The 26,903-nt window shown below is 34.8% G+C and carries 19 protein-coding genes and 1 pseudogene; 9 read left to right on the top strand and 11 right to left on the bottom strand.

Annotated features, from left to right (window positions below; translation table 11 throughout):
* Positions 1-14 precede the first annotated feature (14 nt).
* A complete protein-coding gene (locus ACTF54_RS03915; protein ID WP_347195895.1) occupies positions 15-1,136 on the bottom strand; it encodes a glycosyltransferase in 1,122 nt (373 codons plus the stop codon).
* A complete protein-coding gene (locus tag ACTF54_RS03910) occupies positions 1,133-1,816 on the bottom strand; it encodes a cell division ATP-binding protein FtsE (protein ID WP_347195894.1) in 684 nt (227 codons plus the stop codon). The genes ACTF54_RS03915 and ACTF54_RS03910 overlap by 4 nt, the downstream gene beginning before the upstream one ends.
* 285 nt (positions 1,817-2,101) lie before the next feature.
* Here ACTF54_RS03910 and ACTF54_RS03905 point away from each other — a divergent pair, with 285 nt between their 5' ends.
* The 3 genes from ACTF54_RS03905 to ACTF54_RS03895 all read left to right on the top strand — a co-directional run bounded on the left by ACTF54_RS03905 (position 2,102) and on the right by ACTF54_RS03895 (position 8,800).
* On the top strand, positions 2,102-5,125 hold the full coding sequence (locus ACTF54_RS03905) for a tetratricopeptide repeat protein (protein WP_347195893.1): 3,024 nt from the start codon (positions 2,102-2,104) through the stop codon (positions 5,123-5,125).
* Between the two features lie 6 nt (positions 5,126-5,131).
* Positions 5,132-6,871 carry a hypothetical protein gene (locus ACTF54_RS03900; RefSeq protein ID WP_438968799.1) on the top strand — a complete coding sequence of 580 codons (1,740 nt, stop codon included), beginning with the start codon at positions 5,132-5,134 and terminating at the stop codon, positions 6,869-6,871.
* Positions 6,872-7,159: 288 nt separating this feature from the next.
* The gene (locus ACTF54_RS03895; RefSeq protein WP_438968798.1) at positions 7,160-8,800 is read left to right on the top strand and encodes an amidohydrolase; all 1,641 of its coding nucleotides are present in this window, start codon (positions 7,160-7,162) and stop codon (positions 8,798-8,800) included.
* Here the strand turns inward: ACTF54_RS03895 and ACTF54_RS03890 are convergent.
* The 8 genes and pseudogenes from ACTF54_RS03890 to ACTF54_RS03855 all read right to left on the bottom strand — a co-directional run bounded on the left by ACTF54_RS03890 (position 8,785) and on the right by ACTF54_RS03855 (position 14,756).
* Positions 8,785-9,201 carry a YkvA family protein gene (locus ACTF54_RS03890; RefSeq protein WP_438968797.1) on the bottom strand — a complete coding sequence of 139 codons (417 nt, stop codon included), beginning with the start codon at positions 9,199-9,201 and terminating at the stop codon, positions 8,785-8,787. The genes ACTF54_RS03895 and ACTF54_RS03890 overlap by 16 nt on opposite strands.
* Complete coding sequence (locus ACTF54_RS03885) at positions 9,198-9,614, bottom strand: VOC family protein (RefSeq protein ID WP_347197198.1); 417 nt, start codon at positions 9,612-9,614, stop codon at positions 9,198-9,200. Before ACTF54_RS03885 ends, ACTF54_RS03890 begins: the two co-directional genes overlap by 4 nt.
* Positions 9,615-9,813: 199 nt before the next feature.
* Complete coding sequence (locus ACTF54_RS03880) at positions 9,814-10,356, bottom strand: ClpP family protease (RefSeq protein WP_347197199.1); 543 nt, start codon at positions 10,354-10,356, stop codon at positions 9,814-9,816.
* 60 nt (positions 10,357-10,416) lie between these two features.
* On the bottom strand, positions 10,417-11,439 hold the full coding sequence (locus tag ACTF54_RS03875) for an AI-2E family transporter (RefSeq protein WP_347197200.1): 1,023 nt from the start codon (positions 11,437-11,439) through the stop codon (positions 10,417-10,419).
* Positions 11,440-11,442: 3 nt separating this feature from the next.
* Positions 11,443-11,682 (bottom strand): annotated as a pseudogene (locus tag ACTF54_RS03870) (DUF7218 family protein).
* Between the two features lie 55 nt (positions 11,683-11,737).
* The gene (locus ACTF54_RS03865) at positions 11,738-12,580 is read right to left on the bottom strand and encodes an alpha/beta fold hydrolase (RefSeq protein ID WP_347197201.1); all 843 of its coding nucleotides are present in this window, start codon (positions 12,578-12,580) and stop codon (positions 11,738-11,740) included.
* A 13-nt stretch (positions 12,581-12,593) separates the two neighbouring features.
* On the bottom strand, positions 12,594-13,142 hold the full coding sequence (locus ACTF54_RS03860) for a hypothetical protein (RefSeq protein ID WP_347197202.1): 549 nt from the start codon (positions 13,140-13,142) through the stop codon (positions 12,594-12,596).
* A 96-nt stretch (positions 13,143-13,238) separates the two neighbouring features.
* Positions 13,239-14,756, bottom strand: a complete 1,518-nt coding sequence (locus ACTF54_RS03855; RefSeq protein WP_438968796.1) for a helicase HerA-like domain-containing protein — start codon at positions 14,754-14,756, stop codon at positions 13,239-13,241.
* A 100-nt stretch (positions 14,757-14,856) separates the two neighbouring features.
* Here ACTF54_RS03855 and ACTF54_RS03850 point away from each other — a divergent pair, with 100 nt between their 5' ends.
* Positions 14,857-15,522, top strand: a complete 666-nt coding sequence (locus tag ACTF54_RS03850; protein WP_438968795.1) for a 7-carboxy-7-deazaguanine synthase QueE — start codon at positions 14,857-14,859, stop codon at positions 15,520-15,522.
* A gap of 144 nt (positions 15,523-15,666) precedes the next feature.
* Here ACTF54_RS03850 and ACTF54_RS03845 read toward each other — a convergent pair whose 3' ends face one another.
* Positions 15,667-16,215 (bottom strand): DUF2911 domain-containing protein, encoded by a 549-nt coding sequence (locus ACTF54_RS03845; protein ID WP_347197204.1) that lies wholly within the window; start codon positions 16,213-16,215, stop codon positions 15,667-15,669.
* Between the two features lie 170 nt (positions 16,216-16,385).
* Here ACTF54_RS03845 and gyrB point away from each other — a divergent pair, with 170 nt between their 5' ends.
* The 5 genes from gyrB to ACTF54_RS03820 all read left to right on the top strand — a co-directional run bounded on the left by gyrB (position 16,386) and on the right by ACTF54_RS03820 (position 26,461).
* Complete coding sequence (gene gyrB, locus ACTF54_RS03840; RefSeq protein ID WP_347202160.1) at positions 16,386-18,323, top strand: DNA topoisomerase (ATP-hydrolyzing) subunit B; 1,938 nt, start codon at positions 16,386-16,388, stop codon at positions 18,321-18,323.
* A gap of 291 nt (positions 18,324-18,614) precedes the next feature.
* Entirely contained in the window at positions 18,615-19,535 is a 921-nt protein-coding gene (gene mdh / locus ACTF54_RS03835; protein WP_347195974.1) for a malate dehydrogenase, read from the top strand.
* A gap of 216 nt (positions 19,536-19,751) precedes the next feature.
* On the top strand, positions 19,752-20,381 hold the full coding sequence (locus ACTF54_RS03830; protein ID WP_438968794.1) for a hypothetical protein: 630 nt from the start codon (positions 19,752-19,754) through the stop codon (positions 20,379-20,381).
* Between the two features lie 145 nt (positions 20,382-20,526).
* Complete coding sequence (gene secDF, locus ACTF54_RS03825; protein WP_347195972.1) at positions 20,527-23,592, top strand: protein translocase subunit SecDF; 3,066 nt, start codon at positions 20,527-20,529, stop codon at positions 23,590-23,592.
* A gap of 205 nt (positions 23,593-23,797) precedes the next feature.
* Positions 23,798-26,461 (top strand): gliding motility-associated C-terminal domain-containing protein, encoded by a 2,664-nt coding sequence (locus ACTF54_RS03820; protein ID WP_347195971.1) that lies wholly within the window; start codon positions 23,798-23,800, stop codon positions 26,459-26,461.
* The last annotated feature ends 442 nt before the right edge of the window (positions 26,462-26,903 follow it).

Here is a 26,903-nt window from a genome sequence, read left to right as displayed (position 1 = left end):
TAGTGTTTTAATAATTATTGTTTTAGTTGTTCTATAATTTTTCCTACAATTTTCTCGTTTTTAAACTCTTCCATCACACGTATACGTTTAGAAAGAATCTCTTGATCAAATGGTATGTTCATCAAGTTAGCTATTGCTTTTTTCCACGAGGCAGTATCATTTGCTATTACAACATGGTCTGAAATTAATTTTTCATTTGCCATATCTTCATTTGCAATAACATGTCTCCCCAAAAATAAAGCTTTCAAAAGTTTTAGTTTTAAACCACTTTTTTGAGAGGCGTGCATCAAATGTATATGAGCATTTTTTATGAGTGTATTTAACTCATCCCATTCTAAATCATTTACTAGGGTAATATTATCTTTCTTAGCACATAGCTTTTGCAACTTAAAAGAGGGGTTTTTTCCTGCAATGACTAACTTATAATCAATATCATTAAAAATTTCTTCAACAAGATATTGTGCACTGTGATCGTTTTCACTTACGTTAAGGCTGCCATGAAATAGAGAATAGGTACCATTACCTAATACACTAGATACTTTATTATCTGTATGGAAAGCTGGTACTTTAATACATTCGGTTTTAGAATAAGAAGACTCAAAATAGGATTGATCATCATCTGAAATGGATAATAACACCTGAGCGTTTTCTAAAACAGCTTCGTACTTTTTTAATCGATATGCCTCTTGAAGAAAATAGATTTTTTTAGTTTTGGAGCTGTGTTCTGACAGTTTGTTATAGTATTCATGCTCAATGTTATGGCAACGTACTATTTTAAAATTTTTCTCTAGAGATTTATGATTTAAATAGTAGCAAGTGTGCAAACCTTCAAATAGAATAGGGGCGTTTGTTTTTTGTAATCGCTCCAGTAATTTTTCACTTCTCCTAGAATAAACAATATAAGGTAGTGTTGCAGATATGCCATAAAAACCTATTTTACGATTGTAATAAAAGACCTCTTTACAATAATTGTTAAGCTCTTTATTTGGTTTTCTATCGCCATATTGAAAACAATGTAATGTGATGTTTATTCCATGTTGATGTAGTGTTTTTAATTTGTTAAACACATCAATAACGCCTCCATAATTTGAAGGTAGCGGTATGTCAAAACTTACTATGTGTAACTCGTGACTCAAACGGCTTTTTGTACGACTTCGAAGATCTCGCCATCATCACATTTTAATGTTTTAGATGGGTATTTCAATATTAAAGCATAATCATGAGTAGCCATGAGTATGGTATTTCCATTTTTGTTGATTTGTTGAAGAACCTCCATAATTTCAACACTAGTTTGTGGATCTAGATTACCAGTAGGCTCGTCAGCAATAATTAATTGTGGTTCGTTCAAAAGCGCCCTAGCTATGGCGACACGTTGCTGTTCACCACCAGACAATTCATGTGGGTATTTGAAGCCCTTTGTTTTCATTCCTACTTTATCGAGAACCTCTTCTATTCTAGCTGTCATTTCTTTTTTATTTTTCCAGCCAGTTGCTTTGAGAACAAATTTTAAATTATCATTGATCGTACGATCGGTCAATAATTTAAAGTCCTGAAAAACGACGCCTAGTTTACGACGTAAGTGCGGTATTTCTTTTTCGCGTAAAGTGGCAAGGTCAAAATCAACAATGGTTCCCGTTCCTTTTGTAAGAGGTATATCACCATATAAAGTTTTCATTAAAGAACTTTTTCCACTACCGGTTTTACCTATTAAATAAACAAATTCTCCTTTTTCAATTTCTAAATTAACATTTTTTAGAATTAAGTTATCCTTCTGGAAGACATCTACTTTGCTTAGTGATAAAACGTGATGTGACATAAATGAAATGATTTTCGGTAAAGTTATACCTATTTACTAGGGTAAGACCGTAAAGATAAAAGGATTTATTTGAAAATTTGTCAAGGCAAAAAAATAAAGTATTGCATCGTTACAGTTTATTTTTTAACAACAATAAATTTTATAATAAACAATTTTTCAAGTGATTAAAGTAGTAAATAGATGTGAATCAAGATGTGGATAAGATTATGAATAATTAATGATGTTTTAAGTCGTTCTAAGAACGGAAATCATAATTTTACTCTAACAATTAGAATCACTCGTATTATGAGAAAACTAGCAATGGCATTGTTGTTTGTGTTCAGTTTTACTACAATAACAAACGCACAACAGTCCAAAATATTGACCGATCCTCTCGCAACTTACAATCAGGCGGTAGATCTTTATCAAGAAGATCAATATCTGGCATCACAAAGACTTTTCACTCAGGTTTTAGAAGCGTCTAATGATGAGGTTGTTAAAGGTAATGCATCTTATTATATCGCAAACTGTGCTGTGCGTCTTAATCAACGTAATGCAGACCAATTAGTAGAGAATTTTGTAGAAGAATATCCTACTTCAATTAAGAAAAACTCTGCTATAATTGATGTTGCCGACTACTATTTTAATAATGGAGATTATAGAAAGTCTGCTGTGTGGTATCAAAAGGTGGATAAGAGCACGCTTTCGCGAAAGCAAGCCAGCCGTTATTATTTCAATACAGGTTATACTCTTGTGCAGTCTAAAAAGTTTGATGAGGCAAAATCTTTCTTAAATCGTGTAAGTGACGATCCAGAATACGGAAGTAAAGCAAAATACTATTTAGGTTATATCGCTTATGAAAATGACGAACTTCAAGAAGCAAGTGATCTTTTTGATAAAGTAGAAGACTCTCCAGAAGCAGATGAAAAACTTTCTTATTATCAAGCAGATTTGAATTACAAACTAGGGAAGTTTGATAAAGCGATTGAATTAGCAAAATCTCAATTAGAAAAATCGAATCGCAAAGAACAGTCAGAGTTAAATCGCATCATAGGCCAGTCCTTGTTTAATCAACAAAAGTATGATGAGGCGCTACCATACCTTGAAGAATATAAAGGTACTCGTGGTAAATGGAATAACAACGACTTCTATCAATTAGGATACGCGTATTATAAGCAAGAGAATTTTGAAAAAGCTGTTGAGACTTTTAACAAAATTATCGATGGCGTTAATGCAACAGCACAAAATGCGTATTACCATCTAGGTCAAAGCTACATTAAGCTAGATAGAAATGAAGACGCACTTAATGCTTTTAAGAAAGCTAGTGAAATGGATCTGGATGCTCAAATATCACAAGACGCTTCTTATAATTATGCAAAATTAAGTTATGAGAACGGTAATCCATATGATAGTGTACCATCAGTTATACTCGCTTATTTAGAAAAATATCCAGATACAGATAAAAAAGAAGAAATGAGTGCATTTCTTATAGACTCCTATTTTTCTTCAAAAAACTATAAGGAAGCGCTGGAACTATTAGAAGATGGAAGAATTAAAGGTAATGAAGCTGTTTATGGAAAAGTAGCTCTATATCATGGGTTGAATTTATTTACTTCTGGAGATTATCAAGATGCTTTAGTAAACTTAAATAAAGCAGTAGAAAATATTACTGACGCAGCGTTAAAGAAAAAAGCGATCTTCTGGAAAGCTGAAGCCATGTATCAACTCAATGATTTTACAGGCGCTTATGAAAACTTTAAGCAAGTAAATAAACTAAAGGTTTCTATTGAAGAAGATGACCTGTATCACTATGACATGGGTTATACAGAGTTTAAACTTAAAAAATACGACGAAGCTATTAATTCTTTTACTGCATTCACAAAACAAGCTAGTGCAAAAAAAGATGCGGTTAGATTAAATGATGCTTATTTGAGAATAGGTGATGCAAATTTTGTAACCAAGAAATACTGGCCAGGAATGGAAGCTTATAATCAAGCCATTGAAATGAATGGTTTTAATGCAGATTATGCAGCATTTCAAAAAGCCATTTCTTATGGATTTGTTCAAAAGAACGATCGTAAGATTCAAGATTTAGAAGAATTTATCACAAAGTTTAAAACTTCTAAATATCGTGATGATGTAATTTATGAATTAGGTAATACCTATATTAATTCCAATCAGGTTCCTAAAGGTATAAGAACTTATGACCTATTGATCAATCAGTATCCTAACAGCATTTATACCTCTCAAGCAATGATGCGTAAAGGATTACAATTGTATAATGACGGAAATCTAGAGGCTTCATTAACCGTTTTTAAACAGGTTACAGATAAATATGCTGGAACACCACAAGCCGTACAAGCCATAAGTAGTGCAAGACAAGTTTATATCGATTTAGGGCGCACTAACGACTATGCTGTTTGGGTAAGAGGTCTTGATGGAGTTGAAGTAACCGATAACGAGTTAGATGATACTGCTTATGAAAGTGCAGAACAGCCTTTTATTCAAGGCGACATGAATGGAACTGCCCGGGAAATGGCAAAGTATTTAAAGCAGTTTCCTAATGGAAAACATGCTTTAAAAGCTCATTTTTATCTGGCACAAGCTCAATTTTCTCAAAATAAAAAAGAAGAAAGTATTCCTCATTATGAATATGTGATAAGTAAAGAAAGAAGTGAGTTCTCAGAACAAGCATTAGCTCGTTTAAGTGAAATTCATCTAGGAACAAAGGATTATGTAAAAGCTATACCAGTAATGAAGCAATTGGAACAGTTAGCAGATTTTCCTCAAAATGTTATTTACGCACAATCGAATTTGATGAAGGCCTATTATGAAACAGAGAATTACGATGAAGCAGTAGCATATGCAAATAAAGTTTTAAGCGATACAAGTATTGAGAATAATGTAAAGTCTGATGCACAGATTATTATCGCTCGATCTTCATGGCAACAAGGAAATGAGGTAGCGGCAAAAACTGGTTATGAAACAGTACTACAAACTGCGACAGGAAGCCTCGCTGCAGAAGCTACTTTTTACAAAGCCTACTTTCAAAATAAAGAAGGAAAACACGATGCGGTCATCACCACTGTAAATAGTCTTAGTAAAAACTATGGAGGTTATAAATTATGGAGCGCAAAAGGTCTCGTAATCATGGCAAAAAGTTACTATGCGTTAAATCAAACACTCAACGCAACAACTATTCTTGATGCAGTAATCAATAACTTCAAACAATATCCAGAAGTGGTGGCAGAAGCAAAAGCAGAGCTAGCCATTATTAAAACAGAAGCTGCAAAAACAAACTCATCTGTCGTACCGACAAGTCAAAACTAATAGACAATGATTTTTAATATAAAACATACCATTTTTGCAGCTGTTGCCTTAAGTGCAACCGTCGCGATAGGACAAACCACAGAAGAAGAGGAAGATCGATTAAACGGTGGTACGATTACAGTTGTAAAACCATATGATCCTACGATTAGTGATGCTTTCAAAGTAAAAAGCAATCCTACCTTTAGTGACACTACTAAAGTGAATAAGAAACCAGTAACTTATAGTATTTTTTCTGTCCCAGTAGCAAGTACTTTTACTCCAGCAAAAGCAGGTCTTTCTAGATTGAGGCCAGCGCAAAGAGCTCAATACTTTAAGAACTATGCTCGATTAGGTTTAGGAAATTACCTAAATGTCTTAGGAGAATTTGGTGCTAATTTTGAAATCGATCGAGACAGCGATGTAGGTGTATTCTTTAATCACAATTCTTCTCAAGGTGGCATCAATGATGTAGTTGCAGACGATGGTTTTTCTGATACTTCACTAGATGTGTCTTATGGAAAACGCACTAGAGGTATGAATTGGGGTATTACTGCTGGTGCAAGACATCAAGCGGCAAATTTATACGGTGGCTATGAGTTTGCAGCAAATTCATTGACAGAAGATACAGATGTAGGGTTCAATTATTTATCCTATGGTTTAGGCGGTAAAGCGACTTTCTTTGATAGCGTTATTAAAGATGTAGACCTTAATTTTAGAGGCACATCATCCAGTTTTGATGCTAGCGAGATTCGTTTTAGTGCGTTGCCACAGCTAGGATTTGATATTCTAGAGACAGAAGTTGCTTTAGGTTTAGAGATAGATTATTTGAGTGGTAGTTTTGATACACAAGGCTTGATTCTAGCACCAGAAGATTACAGTTATTTAAAAGGTGGATTAAATCCTGCAATTAATCTTTATGGGGATAATTATAAAGTAAGATTGGGAGCAATAGTTAACTATTTAAACAGTACTAGCGGTGATCTATCCGATAGTGAAGTGTTTATATATCCAGATGTTACTGCTAGTTATATAGTGGTAGAAGAGAAATTTATCCCTTATGTAAGAATAGGTGGTGGACTGGATATGAACTCGCTTCAAGACTTTGCAGACGAGAATGTATTTCTTGCACCAGCCATTACAGTAGCGCCCACAGATAGATCATTGGACGCGCAATTAGGTTTTAAAGGAAAGCTTTCAGAGAATTTTGGTTATCAAGTTTTTGGAGGTTATAGAATTGAGAATAATAGATATTTCTACAATAAAGATTCTGGTTCTGCAATGATTACTGGGACAGAAGTAGCAGCTTACGAATACGGTAATGTGTTCTATACTCAATATGGCGATATGAATACTGTGCTTTATGGAGCAACCTTAAGTTATGACGTGAATACCGCTTTTAATCTGACTTTAAGTGCAAAAGGTTTCAGTTACGATGTAGAGAATGGTGATGCATTTTTTAATATTCCATCTCATTTACCAGAATTCACAGCAAATCTTGTGGGTAACTATCAGATCAATGATAAATGGAATGTTGGTACAACACTTTATTATGTAGGCCAGCGAGAAGCTTTTAGAGCAGGAGCAGGATTTGAACCACTCGATTCTTTTGTAGATCTTAATATTGATGTTAATTATAAAATCAATCCTAAATTGACAGCCTTTTTAAGAGGTCAGAATTTAACTGGTGGTAATTATGAATATTTTCTAGATTATCCAGTTCAAGATTTACAGATTTTAGGTGGAGCTGTTTATAAATTTGATTTTTAAAATTCCGCTTTCGCGAAAGCGAGAATAGTAAAACCACCTTAAACAGGAACTAAATTAAGACTCGTTCAAGCTGCATTGAACGAGTTTTTTTTCAAGTATTCTAAGATTTGACATGCTAATTATTTGTGTAGTATGGTCTAAACCTGTCCATCAAGCACTTACCATTAAACTATACCATTTATAGGTGCAGATTCAAGTTTGGATCTGTAAATGAATACAAATGTTTTTTTTGATCGACGTTCATTATCTACAGTTGCATGAACTACTCCTTTAACCTATTTTTAAAAAATGAAAAAACTCCTATTACTTCTCGTTATTTTACTGATCGTTTCTTGTCAGGAAAAAGAAACTTCCACAGCAGATTTAATTATTGAAAACGCAACTATTTATACAGTAGATCAAGACTTCTCCACAGCAACAGCACTTGCAGTAAAAGATGGTAAAATCATTTTTACAGGCACTCAAGAAGAATTGAAAAACCAAAACTTTAAAGCTTCAGAAACCATTGATGCTACTGGCAAATTTATTTATCCAGGATTAATCGATGCACACTGTCATTTTTATGGATTAGGTCAACAGTTACAAAGAGTTGATCTAGTAGGAACAAAAAGCTATGATGAGGTTATTCAAAGAGTAACAGACTTTCAAAATAAGAACAACAAATCATTTATCATAGGTCGTGGATGGGATCAAAACGATTGGGAAATAAAAGAATTTCCAACCAATCAACAACTAAATGAACTTTTCCCAGATATTCCAGTTGCATTAACTAGGATAGATGGTCATGCAATGATTGCTAACGATGCTGCATTACAACTGGCAGGAATCGATGCGGATACTGATCCATTTGGTGGAGCTATTGAACAACAGGATGGGAAATTAACAGGAATTCTTGTTGATAACCCTATGGAATTAGTAGAAGCGGTTTTTCCAATAGATTCTAGAGAAGAGTCTGTAAAGTCTTTAATGGATGCTCAAGACATCAACTTCAGTTATGGGATAACAACAGTGGATGACGCTGGTTTAATGAAATCTACAATAGAGTTGATCGATAGTTTACAGCAAGATGGAGTTTTAAAGATGAAGATCTATGCGATGATCAGCAATACGCCAGAAAACCTAGATTATTACCTAGAAAAAGGAATCATAAAAACAGATCGATTGAATGTGCGATCTGTAAAGTTCTATGCAGATGGCGCTTTGGGAAGTCGTGGCGCAGTCATGAAAGAACCGTATACAGATAAACACAATCATTATGGTGCTTTGTTAAGTAGTGTAGAAGATTTTGAAGGGATAGCAAAACGCATCGCTGCAACGGATTATCAAATGAATACACATGCAATAGGTGATAGTGCTAATTATGTGGTTCTTAAAGGATATAAAGAAATATTGAACGATCAAAAAGATAGAAGATGGAGAATAGAACACGCTCAGATAGTTGATCCAGCAGATTTTGGTTTGTTTGATGAAGAAAACATATTGCCATCTGTACAACCTACACATGCGACAAGTGATATGTATTGGGCGCAAGATCGAGTAGGAGAAGAGCGCATCAAAGGAGCTTATGCCTATAAAAAACTTTTGAATCAATCAAAAATGCTAGCTCTAGGAACAGATTATCCAGTAGAACAAGTAAATCCGTTTTTAACCTTTTATGCGGCGGTAGCTAGAAAAGATACCAGCGGTTATCCAGAAGATGGTTTTATTGCTAGTCAGGCATTGTCTCGTGAAGAAACCTTAAAAGGAATGACTATTTGGGCAGCTTATTCAAATTTTGAAGAAAATGAAAAAGGAAGTCTAGAAATAGGAAAAGCAGCTGACTTTGTTATGCTCGATGAAGATTTAATGGAAGTATCTATTGAAAAAGTTCCTGAGATGAAAGTTGTTGCTACTTATTCTAATGGGGAAAAGGTTTATTCTTCTAAATAAGCCTTCTCCTTCAACTTCCAATCCAGGTATTTATGAAGATCAGTTTCAATCCATCCTGTTACAAAAGACAGTACAGTAAGATCATCTAGAAACCCTAATCCAGGAATAAAATCAGGAATAAGATCTATAGGCATAAAAACATATAATAAACCAGTTGTGATTGCAGCTATTATAAACCAAGGCATCTTCGTGTAGATGCCTTTACGATAGTCTTTAATCATCATAAACATGATCTGTCCTAGCTTAGCATATTTTTTGAGAAACCCTGCATTAGCTATTTTTTGGCTTATACTTTCTTCCCTGGCGATAGCCTCATCTACATCTTCTACAGTAGTTTCTTTCACGGCGTCTAATGTGTACTTCTCATCCGGAAAATCTGTCTTTTTTCTAAATATTCTCAAGAAACAAAAATCTGATCAAAATCCTTAAACGATTTGAATTCTAGTGAATTGCCACTAGGATCTTGAAAGAACATGGTGGCTTGCTCGCCTGGCAGTCCTTCAAATCTTATATACGGCTCGATAATAAATTCTACGCCTTTTTCTTTTACCGCTTTCGCGAAAGCATGAAAAACATCCCACTCTAATACAACTCCAAAATGTGGAACAGGAACAGCTTTACCGTCTACAGCATTTATAACTGCTTTTTGTGCCTCTTCAGTCACATGAATAACGAGTTGATGACCGAAGAAATCAAAATCAACCCAATGGTCAGAGCTGCGTCCTTCTTTACAGCCTAGTATATCGCTATAAAAATCACGTGTGGTAGTAATTTCCTTAACAGGAATAGCAAGGTGAAATGGTGTTAGTTTCATTTATATCAGTTTTGTTATTAGGTAAATGTCCATCTGTACGGTAGTAAAGTACGTTTTTTTGCAATATCATCTCGATTTTGAAAAAAAAGTTATGACTATCGATCCATGAGCTTTTATGGTATGGTTTCTATTTAAGTTGAGAATACTAAAAAGCCAGCTTAAATATAAGCTGGCTTATCATATAATACTGTTATCTAATTTATAAAATGCCGTCTACGATACCATATTCTAGAGCTTCATCAGCTCCTAACCAGAAATCACGGTTAAAATCTTTCATTACTTTATCAAAAGGCTGCCCACAGTTTTCTTCGTATAATTTTGCTAGGATTTCTCTTGTTTTCAAAATCTCTTGTGCGGTAATTTCAATGTCTGCACTTGTACCACGTCCACCACCGCTAGGCTGGTGAATCATCACGCGACCATGTTTTTGAATCATGCGACGTCCTTTTTCTCCACCAGAGAGTAGTAAAGAACCCATCGACGCAGCAAGACCGCTACAAACGGTACTCACGGGACTTTTGATTTCTTGCATCGTATCATAAATAGAGAATCCAGCGGTAACATAGCCACCTGGACTATTGATCACAAAAGTGATTTCTTCATTACTTAATGAATCTAGGTATAACAGTCTGTCTACACAGTGTCTAGCTGTTTTATCATCTACCATTCCCCAAATGAACAATTTGCGTTGTTCAATGTAGTTTTCGTCTATTTTATCTTGAAGTTTAAATACTTTACTCATCAATTTTAATTTGGGTTAAAAATAAGGAATCTTAAAAAATAATTAGGTCATTTAACATTACTATATCGCTTGACCTTCTTTTCCGTATTCGTTTTTGTAAATTTTTACGAGCAGCAAAAATAAACTTACGAGCAACGGTCCAAAAATAAGTCCGATAAATCCAAAAATAGGAACTCCTACCACCACACCTATAAGAGTGACTAGAGGATGAACATCTGCCAATCGTTTTTGAACGACTAATCTAAAAAGGTTGTCTGTCGCACCTACTACCACCGCACCGTATATTAAAATACCTATAGCAGCTGTGGTATCTCCTTGGGCAAACATTAAAATACAAACAGGAAGAATACCTAATGCTGTTCCTACAAAAGGAATCATGCTTCCTATAACTGTTATGACAAACCAGAAAAAAGGGTTTTCTACTCCAAAAATGAAGTAGCCGATTAAGGCAACAAATCCTTGAAGTAATGCGACCAGAGGTATACCTATAGCATTTGATTTTACTAATGAGATACTTTCTTCGCCTATTGTTTTGATGTTTTTCTCTTTCAAAGGCATATAATCAAGAGATGCCTTAAGCCATTTTTTACGTTCTACTAACATAAAATACAAAAGAAAAAACATAATCCCGACTGCAATAAATACGGTCAGACTAGAACTTGCTAGGCTTTGTAAGTTTTCTGAAGCCCAACTACTCACATCGTCTGTATTAATACGCTCTGAAATATTCATCCCTACCAATTCTTCTGCTTTGGCAATTTGGGATTTTATAGTCTTTGTTATTTCTTTACTGTTTTCAACTGCATTTTTTACTTTAGAACTCATCATTAAACCTATACCTGTAATAGGTAATAAGATAACAACAAAAGAAAGTATTATCAATAAGGATGCAGCTATTGAAGATTTCCATTTTTTCTTTTCTAGCCAATTTTGAATAGGTTCTAAAAGAACATATAAAGTAACAGCGCCTAGAACGCCACCTAAATATGGAAGGAGATTCGTTCCTATTAAAAAAAGGATACTAGAAATTATAACCAGTATAAAAATCTGGCGTATTTTGGTTGTTGGAATTTGGTTGGACATATTTTAATTGTTGCGTAACGCTTTAATTAACTCCTTTTTATTCATTTTAGAGCGACCTTTTATTTCTAGCTCTTTTGCTTGGTTTTATAGTTCCTCTTTAGTTCTGTCTTCGTAATTACTTGCTTTTCCACCTTTTTCTCCAGCATTTTTAGTATTTGCTATACGAGCAGCTTTTTCTTTGCTATAACCTTGATTTAATAAAGCGTCGTATTGATCTTCATTTTTAATACTAGGTCTTCCCATTTTTTATTTTAAATATAGGAAAGTTAGTTCTATGGTTCAGTTAATGAAAATGTAATTAAGATTCTTCTAGGAAAGTAATCACTTCATCAATTACTTCTTGAGTATATAGACTGTGTCCACCAGTTTGCGACGTGTAAGTTGTTGCTTGAGGCATTTTTGCAGCTATTTCTTCCATAGCCTCATAAGGAACAATTATGTCATTAGGGTTATGAACTATGAGAGCTGGAGTGTCTATTTTTTTAGCAAAATCTGCCGTGTTGAATTCTTCAATATGAAAACCAAACTTAGTTTTAAGTAATTTATTCAAACTATTATAAACAGAATTATTGAAACCAGTAAGACTTTGGTAACCTTGCATGATCACTTCTAGTTTGTTAGGGCTTCCTAATAGCACAATTTTTTTAATACAATCATGACGATTGCTCGATTCTTGAAATATGGTCGCCATAGCACCAACACTGTGTGCTACAATTATTTCTGGTTGGTATAAATCTATAGTTGCTTTAATAATTCTAGAATACTTAACTGCCGTAAATAATGTCCCATCACTATTTCCGTGAGCTGGAGCGTCAATACAGATAATATTATAATCTAGTTTTTGTAATGGTTCTATTAAATACTTCCATCTAAAGCTGTTGGATTCCCAACCATGATTTAATAGAACTGTGGGACCACTTCCTTTCCAATGATAAAGCATGAATAATCCATCTTCAAAAGCTATTTGTTGTGTTCTAGCAGTAGAAAGAAATTCTTTTTGATGCTCCAAGACTTTACTTCTTCTAGGAATACTAAAAACATCAAGTGCTATACGAGCTCCTTTTTCTTTGGAAAATAGGTGAATGAAGTTAAAATAAAAGCCATACAGTTTAGGTATGGCTTTTTCTAAAAGTTTTTTCATGAAAATAATTTAATTACCAAGAAATAAACATGTATTGTGGTTTTGTGTCAGCTGGAATCATTGTTTTTTCAATAGAAGCGCTGATGTCAAATTTCACATCTGTAGGCAATCCATCTTTGGATATAGTAAAGTAAAAGTTCTCATCGTTGACCCAAATTACTGCGTCATCGATCATGTTATCCACACTACTTATTTTATATGCAGCACTAATCTCTTTGAAAGTACTGTTTTTAGTAATCCCTTTTTCTGTAGTAAAACGTTCATCATGTATGATGATGTTTTCTATAGTTGCTGTACTATCAAGAGCCTCACTAGGAGTAAGTGTTAATAAATGAGCGCCACCTTTTTCAAAGATTTCTATTTTATTTGCTCCATTACTAAATTCATCTCCTTTAATGCTTTTTACAATACTATCGTTTGCATACAGGCTGTCTAGTTGATACACTTTCATTTCCTTAGTAAGATGTCCAACTCTTTCTTTGCTCCATTCAAATGAATCCTGTTCCTTGGTACAACTTGCTAAAACTATAATTACCGCTACTAATGCTATTACTTTTTTCATGTTCCTGTTTAAAGATGTAAAATTACAATTGCTCTACTAACTTTTCGAGTTTTGTAATAACTATTTTGAGTTTGTTTTCAGTTATTTAACTGTGACCTATTTAAGTGCTTTTCCCAAAATCCCCATTACGCCTCTAATAAAGGATGCGCTAGTGAGAACTTTGATAATAGGATTTTGTCTTGTGCTAGTTTTAGATCTAGAAGATCTTGTAGTTCTAGCTTTTTCTTTTGCAGCTTTTTCTTTTATTTCTTCTTCGTTTGCTTTCTCAATTTTTTCTTGTAGCATTTCTTCTGCACTTTCCCTATTGATTTCTTCATTATACTTATCTGTAAGCTCAGAATCTGCAATTAGATCACTCAATTCTCTATCTGTAAGAATATCCATTCTACTTTCTGGTGCTCTCAATAACGTTGCTGCTAGAGGACTTGGTCGCCCTTTTTCATCTAATGCACTTATTAAAGCTTCTCCTATTCCTAGTGAAGTTAATACTTCTGCAGTGTCATAGTAATCTGTTTCTGGATAGTTTTGAGCAGTCAATTTAATCGCCTTTCTATCTTTTGCAGTAAAAGCTCTTAATGCGTGTTGTACTTTTAGACCTAACTGGCTTAATACTCCTTCTGGGATATCGGTGGGATTTTGAGTTACAAAGTATAAACCTATTCCTTTAGAACGAATCAATTTTACAATACTCTCTATTTGGTCTAGTAATGCTTTACTCGCATTGTCAAATATCAAATGTGCTTCATCTATAAATAAAATTAATTCTGGCTTGTCGCTATCACCTTTTTCAGGGAAAGTAGAGTAAATCTCTGCAAGTAAACTTAACATGAAGGTAGAAAATAATTTTGGTCTATCTTGAATATCAGTAAGTCTTATGACGTTTACATAGCCATGACCATTTTTATCCTTCCGCACTAGGTCTTGTACTTCAAAACTACGCTCCCCAAAAAATCGTTGTGCGCCTTGTTGCTCTAGTTCGATCAATTTTCTTAGAATAGCACCAGTAGAAGAAGTGGAAATACGTCCGTATTCTGCTTGAAATTCTTCTTTCCCAGCTCCAGTAGCATAATGCAGTACCTTTTTAAGATCGTCAAGATCTAAAAGAGGTAATTTATTGTCGTCACAATATTTAAATACCACAGATATGATTCCAGCTTGTGTTTCTGTTACGTCCAGAATTCGAGACAGAAGTACTGGTCCAAATTCACTAACCGTAGCTCTCATTTTGATCCCATCTTGCTTAGAAATGGTCATGATTTCTACAGGCGATTTTCTCTTCTTAAATTCAAGGCCTATTTTTTTATGACGCTCGTCTATTTTTTCATGTCCAGGACTTTCTGCCGCGATTCCAGAAAGATCACCCTTAATATCCATTAATAAGGTAGGAACACCTTGCTGTGACAGCTGTTCTGCAATGATTTGTAGGGTTTTAGTCTTTCCGGTACCAGTTGCTCCAGCAATCAATCCATGACGGTTCATTGTCTTTAAAGGAATCTTTACATGGGCGTTTGTTAAAGTTTCACCATCAAGGATGGCAGCGCCCATTATTATAGATTCACCTTTAGGGTGGTAACCTTCTGTAATGTATTTGAAAAAATCTTCTCGTTGAGACATATAGCGATTTTATAAAGAACAAAAATACAGTTTTGAAAACGTATTTAAAATTCAGCTCATTCATTGCATCTTTATGATCGTTTTAAACCTATCTGACTTAATGAAAACAATTGCTAAAACGTATCTTTGCACCATGCTAGAAAAAACGATACAGCAACAGGTAGAAAAAGGTACCATGTTACCTTTAATGGAAGAGTTTTACACAATTCAAGGTGAAGGCTATCATACAGGTCGCGCCGCTTATTTTATTAGAGTAGGTGGTTGTGATGTAGGTTGCCACTGGTGCGACGTAAAGGAAAGTTGGGCGCCAGAAAAGCATCCACCTACAGGAGTAGGTCATATCGTTACTAATGCAGCAAAATATAGTAAAACCATAGTGGTTACTGGTGGCGAGCCATTAACCTGGAATATGGAGCCGTTAACTTCAGGTCTTAAAAATGCTGGATTAGATGTTCATATAGAGACTAGTGGTGCATATCCGCTTTCAGGCAGTTGGGATTGGATTTGTTTGTCACCTAAAAAAGCAAAAATGCCTCTTCAAGAATGTTATGAAGCAGCGCATGAGTTAAAAGTGATCGTTTATAATCGTCATGATCTCGCTTTCGCGAAAGCGGAATCTGAAAAAGTATCTTCAAAATGCAAGTTGTTTTTACAACCAGAATGGTCGGTTAGAGAAAAAATGATTCCATTAATTACGGAATTTGTTATGGCAAATCCAGAATGGCAAGTGTCTTTACAAACACATAAGTATTTAAATATACCCTAGTTGTGCATCGTATGCGCAATGAGTTTTGGTGTATGATATTCAATAAGTAATTCTGCTATGCTAGGCAATTGTTAAAAAGGTGTCTCCTTAGTTTTTGAACTCTTGCTTCTGCAAAAGCGGCAACAGTAATTATTATTTATAGTTTTAAGATCCTGCAATTTCAAATTCTAGACTAGCGATAGTTTCATCCCAACCTAGAAAAAGAATCGCTCCATTACTTTGCTCCATAAAACTAATGGAAAAAGATTCTATTTCTTGAGGTGATGGAATGGTTTGCATATCACATTTTAAAATATCTTTTTCAGGATCGTGTTCTGTGCCAGACTGCGTGGTCTCTGTATTGAGAATAAAACTCCATTGATCTTCACCTGGAATAGTGTAAATAGAATAGCTGCCAGCTTTGATGATTTTATTATTGATGATTACATCCTTGTAAAAAGCAATTTCAGTGGCTTCATTTGCACCTGTGCGCCACACTTCATTGTAAGGAACCAGTTGACCAAAAATCTCTCGATCTTTTTTAGAAGGACGACTGTAGATGACACGAGCAATTGCTGTTTGATTTGCATCGCGATACATCACTACATCTAGCGGGCTCTGATCTAGACTAGAAAATGATAATGAACTTTGATCTTGCGCTGTAGCACTAAAAAAAGACACAATTACTAGAGCTGTTAAAATTAGATTTTTCATAAAATGTAAAAGTTTGAGTTCTAAACTTAAAAAGTGCAATATTAGTGCCGTTTAGCTATTAATAATTTGTTAATAACTTAAAGGTGTATTTAAAGGCTAAACACCTATAAACATTAGTGTTTACTTATCTTTGTGTGTAATGCATTTTAGAGTAAAAATCATACATATTTATGAGCGAAGAAAATAAAGGGAATTACGGCGCAGATCAAATACAAGCGCTGGAAGGAATGGAGCACGTGCGTATGCGTCCATCCATGTATATTGGTGATGTAGGAGTTAGAGGTTTACACCATTTAGTTTATGAAGTAGTGGATAACTCTATTGATGAAGCCCTAGCGGGACATTGTGATAATATCACTGTGCAAATCAATAAAAATAATAGCATCACCGTAACAGATGATGGTCGTGGTATCCCTGTTGATATTCACAAAAAAGAAGGAGTGTCTGCATTACAAGTGGTAATGACTAAGATAGGTGCTGGAGGAAAATTTGATAAGGATTCTTATAAGGTTTCTGGTGGACTTCACGGTGTTGGTGTTAGTTGTGTAAATGCACTTTCTGATCATTTAAAGGCAACCGTTTACCGTGATGGTAAAATATGGGAGCAAGAATATGAGCGTGGTAAAGCCATGTATCCTGTAAGAGCTATAGGTGATACGGATAAAAGAGGTACAGATGTAACTTTTACTCCTGACCGTTCTATTTTTCAACAAACAATAGAGTACAATTACGAAACACTGGCAAATCGATTACGTGAACTTGCTTTCCTTAATAAAGGAATAAAAATCATTTTAACCGATGCTAGAAGACAAGATGAAGAAGGAAATAACATCACAGATGTATTTCAGTCTGAAGAAGGTCTTAAGGAATTTATACGTTTCTTAGATGATACTCGCAGCCCAATTATTGAGGACGTTATCTCCATGGAAGGTGAGAAGAATGGTATCCCTGTAGAAGTAGCGATGATTTATAACGATAGTTATTCTGAAAATCTACATTCCTATGTAAATAACATCAATACACATGAAGGAGGAACGCATCTTGCTGGTTTCCGCCGTGGCTTAACTTCAACATTAAAGAAGTATGCAGATGGTTCTGGATTGTTAGATAAATTGAAATTTGACGTTTCTGGAGATGATTTCCGTGAAGGTCTTACTGCAATTATCTCTGTAAAAGTTCAAGAGCCACAATTTGAAGGACAGACTAAAACTAAATTAGGGAATCGTGAGGTTACTAGTGCGGTTTCTCAGGCAGTTTCTCAAATGTTAGAGGACTATCTTGAGGAGCATCCTAATGATGCAAAAACCATAGTTCAAAAAGTGATTCTTGCAGCTACAGCGCGCCATGCGGCTCGTAAAGCTCGCGAAATGGTACAACGTAAAACCGTGATGAGCGGTGGTGGATTACCTGGTAAACTTTCGGACTGTTCTGAAACAGATCCTACACTTTGTGAAGTGTTTCTAGTTGAGGGAGATTCTGCAGGTGGAACAGCAAAACAAGGTCGTGATCGCGAGTTTCAGGCTATTTTGCCATTAAGAGGTAAAATTCTTAATGTAGAAAAGGCGATGCAGCACAAAGTTTTTGAGAATGAAGAAATACGCAATATATATACGGCATTAGGTGTAACTATAGGAACTGAAGAAGATTCTAAAGCATTGAACCTTTCAAAGCTGCGTTATCATAAAATAGTCATTATGTGTGATGCAGATATTGATGGTTCACACATTGCTACTTTGATTCTTACTTTTTTCTTTAGGTACATGAAAGAGCTTGTGGAAGCTGGATACATTTATATCGCAACGCCGCCGCTTTACCTCGTAAAGAAAGGTGCAAAAAAACGTTATGCATGGTCTGACAAGGAACGTGATACAATCGCAGAAAGTTTTGGTAGTGGAGCAGCTATACAGCGATACAAAGGACTAGGTGAAATGAATGCAGATCAACTCTGGGACACTACTATGAATCCAGAGTTTCGAACTTTAAGACAAATTAGCATAGAAAGCCCTGCAGAGGCAGATCGTGTATTCTCCATGTTAATGGGTGATGAAGTACCACCACGTAGAGAGTTTATTGAGAAAAATGCAATTTATGCAAATATTGATGCATAATTAAGTCAATTATGCCAGTTAAAAAGCCTTTGAGTAATCAAAGGCTTTTTTATTTCCTATTTCTTTAATATCGCTATCTCAAGTATTCTTACTAAAATAAATCGCTTACCAAAGAACTTCTTAAGCATAATGTTTCTTACATTATTTAAACATATCTACTACTTTGAATAAATTCTAGAAGTTGAACAGATTAGTTTTAAGGATAATTTATGTTAAATACTACGTCTTTTGCTTATTTTTGAAAACGGTCTAATCGGACTATAAATCATACTAAAATTAAATCTCAATTACATGAAAGTTACCGTAGTAGGAGCAGGCGCAGTAGGCGCAAGTTGTGCAGAGTATATCGCCATTAAAGACTTTGCAAGTGAAGTAGTATTATTAGACATCAAAGAAGGTTTTGCTGAAGGTAAAGCGATGGACTTGATGCAAACCGCGTCTTTAAACGGTTTTGATACAAAAATAACAGGCGCGACAAATGATTACTCAAAAACTGCCGGTAGCGATATCGCTGTTATAACATCAGGGATTCCTCGTAAACCAGGAATGACTCGTGAAGAATTAATAGGTATCAATGCAGGGATTGTAAAATCTGTATCAGAGAGTCTTGTTAAGCATTCTCCAAACGTGATTTTAATTGTGGTTTCTAATCCAATGGATACTATGACTTACCTGGCACATAAAGTAACAGGTCTTCCTAAAAATCGTATCATAGGAATGGGTGGTGCTCTAGATAGCGCTCGTTTCAAGTATCGTCTTGCTGAAGCTCTTGAAGCGCCTATTTCTGATGTAGATGGAATGGTAATAGGTGGACACTCTGATAAAGGTATGGTGCCATTGACACGTCTTGCAACTCGCAATTCTGTACCAGCAAGTGAATTTTTATCTGAAGAAAGATTAGATCAAGTACTTCAAGATACTAAAGTAGGTGGAGCAACACTTACTGGTCTTTTAGGTACTAGTGCATGGTATGCACCAGGTGCTGCAGTATCTGGTCTTGTTCAAGCTATTGCTTGTGATCAAAAGAAAATTTTCCCATGTAGTGTTCTATTAGATGGTGAGTATGGACTATCTGATCTTTGTATAGGTGTGCCAGTAGTTTTGGGTAGAAACGGTATTGAGAGAATCGTAGAGATTAACCTCAGTGATGCAGAGAAAGATGCTCTTAAAGAAAGCTCTGAAGGTGTTAAGAAAACAAATGAATTGATTTAAAATCAATATGATTATATCAAAAAGCCACTCCTTTGGAGTGGCTTTTTTTAAATCCTTACGGTTCTAATTTTTTCTATAATGGATTGATGATTTAGGTAGTTATCGCTTTCGCGAAAGCGAAATGCCTTAAAAATAACTAGTCCTTATTATATTCTGATCTAGGATAAGATATTTCTTCAATGCTTAATTTCAAAGTTTTAATGAAATACAGTGCTAATGGTTTATATTTGGAACGTGAATTTTAAATGGTACATAGGCGTCCTAATCGTTGTTGTTTCTTATTTTGTTATTGATCAACAAAGTATAGTTGTTCCTAATCAAGAAATTGTTTTAACTTTTTCTGAATCTAATAGTTCTATAGACTATGAACATGCTATTGTTGAAGTAAAGAAGCAATTAGAAGATATAGGAGCAGAACATATTATTGTTACTGAAAATACGGACGGATCTTTAAAGGTTACCTATTATAGTAAGATTACTATTCACAATGTGAAAAATCAGCTTTTTGATATCGACATTGTAAATGATTTTTCCCAATCTTTAAGATTCAAAAAGAAAACTGGTAGTAATCCTTTTCAAAACGATTTTGTAGACTATCAAATTGATATTTATGAGATAAGCGACGATGCTGTTTCAGGATTAGATTCACAAAACAAAAGCTATTTTGAGCTTAAGCAAGATTTTAATCGTGGTTCTCAGGTTCATGTATCCAATTTACCTAGGTTTACAAATTTTCTTTCTAATGATCTTTTTAGTGTTGCAGAGAAGGTTAATAGCCAGTTAGTCCTCACATTTTATACTATTTCTTTCCAAATTCCAGAAGTACGTGCTGGACCAGTTTCCTAATTTTGATTTTCAAACAAATCGATTTCCTAACGTCTTAATCATAAGGCTGTTATTTCTATTTATTTATGTACAAAAGTATTGTCCATATAAAAGGTAAATCTCATATTTGCCGACTTTAATATTTAACTTTTAAAACAAACAAATCATGCAAAATAAAGGATTGATCCGTTTTTTCGCGGTCATTTTTGCACTAGCTAGTATTTACCAGCTTACTTACACATTCATCACTAATAAAGTAGAGGATGATGCAGCTGTTTATGCTAACTCTATAGTAGCTGAAGATGCAGAAAATGCAGCTTCATTAAAGAGCATTGCTCAAAAAAAATATTTAGACTCTGTTGCATCTAAGGATGTCTGGGGTGGTTTTACCAACTATGCTGATGCCAAAAATCAGGAACTTAAAAAAGGTCTTGACCTTAAAGGTGGTATCAACGTTATTCTTCAAGTTTCTGTAAGAGACCTTTTAACTGGAATGGCAGATGATTCTACAGATCCTAATTTTAATAATGCACTAGATGCAGCAGATGAAAGAATTAAAGATGGTCAAGATGATTATTTTAATTATTTCATAGAAGAATTCAATAACATAGAAGGTGCAGAACTTGCCTCTCCAGATATTTTTGCAAATCAAGAAATGCAAACTCGTGGTATCGAATTTGAAATGAGTAATGCAGAAGTAGAACCAATTCTGAGAGAAGAACTTAAGGATTACATGACTAGTGCTTTTGATGTATTGAGAAAGCGTATTGATAAATTTGGTACTACACAGCCTAACTTGCAACAACTGGGAACTTCTGGTCGTATCCTTATTGAACTACCAGGTGAAACTGATGTAAAGCGTATTAAGGATATTCTTACTAAGGCCGCACAATTAGAATTTTGGCATGTATATAAGTCTCAAGAAATTTCTTCCTACTTAAGTGAAGCAAATACTTATTGGGCTCAAAAGTTAGCTGCTGATAATGAAGTTGCAACAGCAGAAGAAATTACTGATGAGGTAGCTGCAGAAACAGAGGTCGTTAACGATTCTACAGAAGCAGGTCTTGGTGATTTATTAAATCAGGAAGATGGAAATGATGCCACAGCAGATGCATCTGAAGCTCAAAACTTTGATAATAATCCTATTTTCGGAAGAGCATTACCTATCCCTTCTTCAGGAGGTTTAATAACTTTTAAAGAAAGTGACAAAGATCTAATTGATTCCTATTTAAACGATCCTCAAACAAGAGGTAAATTAACGTCTGATCAACGTAACGTAAAATTTGCATGGGGCTTACCTGTTCTGAATGAGCAATTAGGTTTTGAAGTAGTGGAACTTTATGCTTTAAGAGGTAACGCACAAAATGAAGCACCACTTTCTGGAGGTGTAATTACAGACGCTAGCCAGCAATATGGTAATACTGGTTTACCAGTAGTGAGCATGTCTATGAATGGAGAAGGAGCTAAAGTATGGGAAGATATGACAGGCGAGGCTTATCAAAACCAAAGTCAAGTGTCTGTTGTTTTAGATAATACGGTTTACAGCGCACCTAATGTAACTAACGGTGCTATTTCTGGTGGTCAAACTCAAATTTCTGGTAACTTTTCAATTGATGAAGCAAAAGATCTTGCTACTGTTTTAAGAGCTGGTAAATTACCTGCAAAAGCTGAAATCATTCAAAGTGATGTGATCGGGCCATCATTAGGTCAAGAAGCTATTGATAGTGGTTTATGGTCGTTTGGTATCGCACTTTTATTAGTATTGATCTGGATGATTTTCTATTATGGTCGTGCTGGTTTATATGCAGACGTTGCTCTTTTGGTAAACCTTTTATTTATTTTTGGTGCATTAGCATCTTTAAAAGCGGTTCTTACTTTGCCAGGTATTGCAGGTATCGTTTTAACTATAGGTATTTCTGTAGATGCAAATGTTCTTATTTTTGAGAGAATCCGTGAGGAGCTAGCAAAAGGAAAGTCTCAAGCAGATAGTATTAAGGATGGTTTTAATAATGCTTTAAGTTCAATTCTTGATGCAAACGTTACTACATTTCTTACTGCTGTAATTCTTTACATCTTTGGAACAGGACCTATTCAAGGTTTTGCAACTACTTTAATGATAGGTATTCTTACTTCTTTGTTTACAGCAATCTTTATTACTAGATTATTTGTAGATGGTTATGTAAATAATGGTAAGACGATTGATTTCTCTACTGGACTTACTAAAAATTGGTTTAGAAACGTAAATATTGATTTCCTAAGCAAAAGAAAAGTTGCTTATGTCATTTCTGGAGTTTTGATCGTTGGAAGTTTAGCTTCTCTTGCGACAAACAAATTGAATTTAGGAATTGACTTTACTGGTGGTCGTACCGTTATTGTTGGATTTGCTCAAGATGTAAACGCAACTGATATAACAAAGCAATTGAGTTCTGATGATATCTTTGGTAGTGCTGAAGCAAAAACCTATGGAGCTGATAATCAATTAAAAATTAGTACTAAATATGGTATTGATAGAGATGATAGTGAAGTGAGTCAAGAGATTGAGGATAAGTTGTTTACAGTGTTGAAGCCATACCTTCCAGAAGGAATGGATCAAGTAGCTTTTGCAGATGTAAGTAATGAAGACAAGCAATATGGAATTAGATCTTCTTTTCAAGTAGGTGCAACCATTGCAGATGATATTCTCACAGGGTCGCTTTATGCTATTTTAGGATCTCTAATTGTAGTGTTTCTATACATCTTAATACGTTTCCGTAAATGGCAATTTTCATTAGGAGCGGTTGCTGCAGTATTTCATGATGTTATAATTGTATTAGGTGCATTTTCATTATTATATAAATTTTTACCATTTAATATGGAAATAGATCAAGCGTTTATTGCGGCAATCTTAACAGTTATTGGATATTCTTTAAATGATACGGTGGTTGTATTTGATAGAATACGTGAGTTTATTAATGAGCGTACCAACTGGGAATTCACTAGAACAGTAAATGCTGCGATAAGTAGTACAGTTTCACGTACGTTAAATACTTCATTAACTACATTAATCGTGTTATTATCCATCTTTATTTTTGGTGGAGAATCTATTCAAGGGTTCATGCTAGCATTGATAATAGGAGTAGTAGTAGGTACATATTCATCTGTATTTATTGCGACACCAGTAATGTACGACAGTATGAATAAATCAAAAGGAATTTTGACACCTAAAGAGACTAAAGTAAAAAAGGAAGCTTAATTTCTTTTCTAACAAATTCAGAGACCGCTTGATCACTCAAGCGGTTTTTTTATGCTTCAAAACGATTAAAAATTACTTTTTAACTAAAAAAGCCACTTATTTTAATAAACAGTTGATAGAAAGTGTAAAATCTTAATAATGAGTTAATGAAATTGTTTATTTTGCAGTAGTTAAAACTTTATCCAAAAAGCAAAATAATATTTTTATGAAAAATTTTATCCTTAGCTGTTTAAGCATGGTCTTTTTTACAGCCTTTGCTTCTGCACAGTTTACCATGACAGATGGTAATTTTACAACTTGTTCAGGAAGCTTTACCGATTCAGGTGGTCTTACAGGGAATTACACTAGTGGAGAAGATTCTGTTATAACATTCTGTTCTCCTTTTGCTACTGATGATATGCAAATTTCTTTTAATTCATTTGATTTAGCTACCGGTGGTTTGTTATTTGTATACGATGGTGATAGTACCGCGGCACCTCTTTTAGGCGTGTTTATCCAACAAAATACTCCTGGGGTTTTAATTTCTAGTGCTGCAAATACTTCATCTTGTTTAACTTTTAGATTTAGATCTCCTGGATCAAATGTTGGTCCTGGTTGGGAAGCAACTATAGTCTGTATTGATAACTGTCAGACCATAATCACTTCAGTTGAGGCAGATCCTGCACCAGATGCAGACGGCGTTATAAGAATTTGTCAAGGGGAAACAGTAAACTTTACTGGTACATCTAATTTTAGTATTGATCCAGCAGGTGCAACTTTTAATTATTTACTAGCCGATGGTACAACAGTTGCTGGAACAACAGCATCAGAAACATATGCAAGTCCAGGGATTTATAGAGTTGATTATATTGCAATGGATCCAACTGGATGTAGAGATCGATCAATAGGAGAGGCTAGTGATATTTTAATTCAAGTTTCAACAACACCAGATTTTACAGGTACCTTTGCAGCAGATACTTCTATTTGTTTTGGAGAGACTACCGAAATCACTGGAATGGTTGAAACAACAGAGTTTTTTGAAGAAGTTGCTCCACCTATTACTGGTCAAACATTTCTTCCAGATGGTGATGGTACATCCTATCAGACATGTATAGATGTTAGCGGTTTTCCGGCAGGTGCAACCTTTCAAAATAGTTCAGATCTAGTAAGTTTCTTTATCAATATGGAGCATTCCTTCTTAGGAGACCTGTTAATGGTTCTAACCGCTCCAGATGGAACGGAGGTTGAAATTACGCCAGGAAATTTTGCAGGTGGAGGAACTTTTTTAGGAATTCCAATTGATGATACTACATCAGGTCCTGGTACAGGATTTGTGTACAATTTTACTGAGGCCGCTTCTGCCACACAAACACTAGAAGATGCATCTGTAGGAGTAGCAACCATTCCCGCGGGCGATTATTTAACTGTAGACCCATTTTCAAATTTCATCGGTACAACTTTAAATGGACTTTGGTGCCTAAATATTACGGATACATTACCAATAGATGATGGTTATATATTTGAATGGGGAATTAATTTTAACCCAGCTATCATACCTACTGCGGGAGGTTATGAGCCAGATGAAGTTACTGAGGCTTGGGCAGCAAATTCAGACATTACAGCTACTAACGGTAACGTAATTACCGTAGCTCCTACTACTGCTGGTCAAAATTGTTATGACTTTGACTTTACAGATAGTTTTGGTTGCACTTATACAGAGACTGTATGCATAGATGTTGCGTCCGAGGTTACAATTACTGTACCAGATAACATTATTGTATGTCAGCCTTCTGGAGCAGCAACTGTAGATTTGACTGAGAGAAATGACGATATTCTGAATGGTTTAGATTCTAATGCCTACACCATTACTTTTTATAATAATCAAGTAGATGCAGATGCTGCTACAAATGCAATAGCTACTCCTACTGCTTATGATGTTACAGCTAACGAAACCGTATTTGTACGAGTAGAAGAAAGGGCCTCTGGTTGTTTCAATACAGTAGAATTAGATATAGAGTACTCTACTTCGCAATTTAATACGGTAGCAAATTTAGAAGCGTGTTTTGACCCAGTAAATATTGATGGAATTGAGATTTTTGACCTTACATCTCAAGATGCAGGTATCCTAGGTACCCAATCCAGTACAGAATATACAGTAGCCTACTTTTTAAGTCAATCTGATGCAGATTCAAATGCAAATCCTATCATGAACGCTGATGCTTTTGAGTCAATAGGGGAGACGATTTTTGTTAGAGTATCAAATATTCAAGACCCAAGTTGTTTTGCAGTAGGTTCTTTTGATACGGTTATTAATGACCTTCCATCAATAGGAACTGCTCCTGATGTAACGGAATGTGATGAATCTCCTATTGATGGAGCAACATCCTTTGATTTTACAGTAAATGATGCCGCAGTCTTAAATGGTCAGTCTGCTGCCGCTTTTACTATTTCTTACCATACCAATCAAGCAGATGCAGATACGGGCTCTAGCGCTATATCTGCTACTTCAACTGTTTCTGGTGGTACGTTGTATGCTAGAATTGTAGACAATGCAACAGGTTGTTTTAACACTTCTACTTTTAACTTTATTGTTGAAACTTGTGAGGTGGAAGTACCAGAAGGGTTTTCTCCTAATGGAGACATGATTAACGATACTTTCTCTATTCCTGGAATAGATCAATTTGCAAACTTTGAATTAAAAGTATTCAATAGATTAGGTTCGGTTGTGTATGAAACAAAAGCTAGTAATTATGTAGAATTTGCAGGTATTCCTAATTCAGGATTAAACTCTGGAGATGGTCTTTTACCGACAGGAACTTATTTCTATGTAATCAAGTTTAATGATCCAGATACTGCAGATATCGCTAGCTGGGTGTATATTAATTATTAAATTGTTGTCTCACTTTCGCGAAAGCGAAGTCAACAAAACAAATTAATTCTTTAAAAATGCCTCTCAGATCGAGAGGCATTTTTTTTATGCTTTTTGACCAAATTATTAATCCCAATCGCTATGAAAAAGATGGCCTTATTAATTTTAGTACTTATTATAACTTCTTAAACGAGCAGTAGATTGATCAGTTAAGTAAAACATAAAATCAATATTAAAGAGTTGGTAGAATTCAAAAAGTACCTTTTGAAGAAAAATGTAATGGATGCTTGTACAGTGGCGCAACCTTTAACTGATAAAAGGTCCTGTGACATTTATGTTTTTAATAAGCACCTTCAATTTTAGAAAAGACAATAGATCAAGAAAAACATAAAATAGCAGTTAGGATTTACGTTTTTTAAATTTTTAAAACTTTAGTTATGTAATTAGAAAGAGTGTAATGGTA

Source organism: Nonlabens sp., assembly GCF_965657255.1.
In the GTDB taxonomy this organism is placed as follows: domain Bacteria; phylum Bacteroidota; class Bacteroidia; order Flavobacteriales; family Flavobacteriaceae; genus Nonlabens.
This window is presented reverse-complemented; position numbering and strand designations above follow the sequence as displayed.